Source organism: Limnohabitans sp. MMS-10A-192 (assembly GCF_003063335.1).
In the GTDB taxonomy this organism is placed as follows: Bacteria; Pseudomonadota; Gammaproteobacteria; order Burkholderiales; family Burkholderiaceae_C; genus Limnohabitans_A.
The window spans coordinates 1-3,243 of record NZ_NERX01000020.1 but is presented as its reverse complement, the minus strand read 5'-3'; the positions used below and the strand labels follow the sequence as shown (position 1 = coordinate 3,243).

Sequence of the window (3,243 nt, the reverse complement as noted above, 5' to 3'; positions counted from 1 at the left end):
CCGTAACGCTGCTGCAGCTGGTCATTTCTTAAAGAAAGCAGCGTTCGGCATCGAACACTTAGATGAAAAGCTGTGGATAACTTGTTAGCGATCGGTGTGCAACTTGCTCAGTAGTCGGCCAGATCACACTGCCAGCAACACAAGCCCTAAAAGCTGCCGTCAGGCCATCAAGCTATCCTCAAGCCCGGCCATTTTTGTGGGTTGGATGCAGGGCTGCTTTGACTGGGGCTTGATGCCCGTAAGTCTCATTTTGAGAGTTGGTGTGGCAGCATCAGTGCGGCCTGACTGTGCCAAGGTGCGCCAGGCAAACTATTACTTAAAGTAATGGTTGCTTAGACCAGCTCGACGGCCTTGCGCAACATATCGTCGCTTGTCGTTACATAACGCATCGTGGTTTTGATGTCCTTGTGCCCAGCCAACTTTGCCAGAACGAACACACTGATGCCTTGCGATGCCAAACTTGTTAGGAATGTTTTTCTTCCGCTGTGTGAGCTTGCACCACTCACGCCAGCCTTGCGATAGAGCCAGTAAAAATGCTGTGCCAATGTGTTTGGCGAAAAGTGGCGTCGAGGTCCGCGATGTGATGCAAACAGCGGAAAGCTTGGGTCGAGATGTGTGCGTGTGGCAATGAAGGTGGCAAGTTCTTGTTGCAGTCGGCTGTTGATGAAGATGGTGCGTGCGTGTCCGTGTTTGACGCGATGACTGGCCAAAAACACTTCACTGCGCACAGCACCCGTGCTGTCTAAAACATCCCCAAGCGTAAGCCCAGCAACTTCGGAAACGCGAAGTCCAGCTGCAACAGTCATCATCAACATTGCCCTGTTGCGTTGTGCGTAGGCCTGCGTGTCGATGTAGGCGAGAACTCGTTGCAGTTCTGCGGGTGTGAGTGATTTTGCTGCTGCCATTGCTGTGTCCAAATAAAGGTCGTGCAGCAAGTGTGTGATCTTGTCGGCTGAGTGGGCAATGGAAACCCGATGCTTTGGCGGGTTGATGCTGACTTGTTCGATCTCAAGCGGTCGCAATGAGGTCCAAGTAGATTGCATAAAGTGTTTGGTCTCCAATTGGCGGCTTGCTTGGCCTAAGTGCTGTGGCTTGCTTGCCACGCAATCGGCGTGATTGAACAGCAAGCCCTACAAGCTGCGATCAGGCCGACCAACAGCCCAACACGCACTCAAGTTCTGATCGTGCGCTGTAGGGCTGATTTGAGGTGTGAGCTTTGCAGTGTGCAGCCCAGGTCTTCATAGCTGCACTCAAAAAATTAGTGCGCAGTTTTTGCGGGATGCGGAGAACCGAGGCCTTGGTGATTGCAGCACACGGGGTGTCTAAAAAGCGCGGAATTGAAAATCGGCTTGCGTGTGGTCAGGCAGATCAAGTGGCGCAAGGACTGCTCACGCAGAGGATTGGCCTTTTAGCAAGCCAAGTGCAGATCAACAAGTGGCATCAGGTGGCACTGCTTTGCTTCTTCATTTATTACTATAAGCGTGTGACTTTTTGTGTGGCGACTAAAAAGTCACACACCTATTTCTGATTGCTTGATCAAGGCATCATCGTGGCAACAGTTCAGACAAGTCACACAGGCCAAGTGGCGCAAGGACTGGCAAGACAGAGGATTGGCCTTTTTTTGGCAAGCCAACTGAAGACCGATCAGGTGGCATCAGGTGGCAGTGCTTTGCTTCTTCAGTTATTACTATAAGCGTGTGACTTTTTGTGGGATGATCAAAAAGTCACACACCTATTTCTTGTGATCACTAAATAGAGGTGATGCTGCTGTAGCGGCGAAGAACACAAGGACGAACGATGATCAAACTGACACCAAAACCTGAAGTGCTTGAGGCACTGCGCAAGGCGTTCCCAACGCCCCCTAAAAGTGCAGAAAAAGCACTGGCCAAGTATTGCAAGGTGTTGGGTGCAATGCTGTTCGATGCGTTGCAGCGTGGTCAAGCTGAGGATGAACGCAAGCTGAATCTGTATTCCATATCGACTTCTGCACTTGCAAACAAGGGCGGTCAGATCGGCAAGAAAAAGCAGCGTTTGCATAGCTGGCTTGCGGAAAACGGCTGTGCATTGGTGCAGTGGGAAGACAAGGGCAGCAACATTAAAGGCACCGTGTCCAAAGTCAAGCTGACCAAGCTGGTCTCGATGGAAGATCCGATGTCCATAAATACGCAGGCAATGACAGATGAACAAGCCGAGCGTGAGATCGACGCATTTTTAACAGGGGATGATGAAAGCAACAAAGAGCTTTTCGATCTACTGTATCCGGAGCTGTCTGGTGATGATGCTGAAGACTTGTTAGGGGAGTTGTTTGACCAAGTAAAAGTCGATGTCGAGTCCCTCAGTGCCTATGTCACTTGGGTCAATACGAAGTCAGACAAGTTCGATGCAAAGCAAAAGAAAAGCAGGACACGGCAGGCCAAAACGATCTTGGCCGTGTGCGCACACACAGGTGGCATCTACTTGCAACGCCGAAAGCCAAGTGCGTTCGGTCGAACTTACTATGAAGGCGTCAGCGTGCAAAGCGTGCCAAAAGACCTGCGCAAGGCAATGCTTGGCAACTGCTGGGAATACGATATGCGTTCCAGCGTCATTGCTTGGAAGATGGGCTACGGTTGGAAATGGATTGCACAGCACAAGCCTGGTGCAAGCGTGCGAGATGAGTTCAAGGCCACGCTGAACTATCTTGAAGACAAGAAGGACCTGATGCACACAGTCCGGCTCTACACATTTCTTGATGAAAGCAATGTTCGACGTGATCAGCAGCTGGACTTGTTGAAGCAGGCATTCACAGCTGTTAGCTTTGGCGCACGGCTGACAACGAAGGGTTGGCAAGACACTGGCGGCACTTGGCAAAATCCGGCCTTAGTCAGCATCATCAAAAACCCAGAAGAGCGTGCAAGGTTCGTCAAGGATCCCTCGGTGCTTGCGTTTATACAAGAGCAAAACAAGTTGGATGATTGGTTGATTGAACAGGTGAAGAAAGAACGACCACAATATTTGCGTGACCCTAACTTGCAAACGATAAGTGGCAGACCAAGCAAAGCTAAGATCGTGGCTTACCTGTATCAAAACAACGAAACACACGCAATGGATATCGTGCGTGCAGCTGTTGAGGCAAGTGAATCGCCCCGGGTATCGTGGAGGCTGGTTGGTTTAAGTTGAGACCTCGGTCTCGTTGCTCTCGGCTAGTTGCCGGTAGTAGTTCACCTCAGCTTCAGCCGGTGGAATATACCCAATCGAGCTGAG

The 3,243-nt window shown here is 50.7% G+C and carries 3 protein-coding genes; 2 read left to right on the top strand and 1 reads right to left on the bottom strand.

What is annotated here, in order from left to right; all coding sequences use genetic code 11:
* Window positions 1-332: 332 nt before the first annotated feature.
* Complete coding sequence (locus B9Z43_RS16935) at window positions 333-1,127, bottom strand: site-specific integrase (protein ID WP_233253980.1); 795 nt, start codon at window positions 1,125-1,127, stop codon at window positions 333-335.
* Window positions 1,128-1,216: 89 nt separating this feature from the next.
* On the opposite strand from B9Z43_RS16935, the gene B9Z43_RS16930 reads away from it, so the two are divergent.
* Together B9Z43_RS16930 and B9Z43_RS16925 are read left to right on the top strand one after the other, a co-directional pair.
* The gene (locus B9Z43_RS16930) at window positions 1,217-1,528 is read left to right on the top strand and encodes a hypothetical protein (RefSeq protein WP_146186085.1); all 312 of its coding nucleotides are present in this window, start codon (window positions 1,217-1,219) and stop codon (window positions 1,526-1,528) included.
* A gap of 269 nt (window positions 1,529-1,797) precedes the next feature.
* Entirely contained in the window at window positions 1,798-3,159 is a 1,362-nt protein-coding gene (locus B9Z43_RS16925) for a hypothetical protein (protein WP_146186084.1), read from the top strand.
* The last annotated feature ends 84 nt before the right edge of the window (window positions 3,160-3,243 follow it).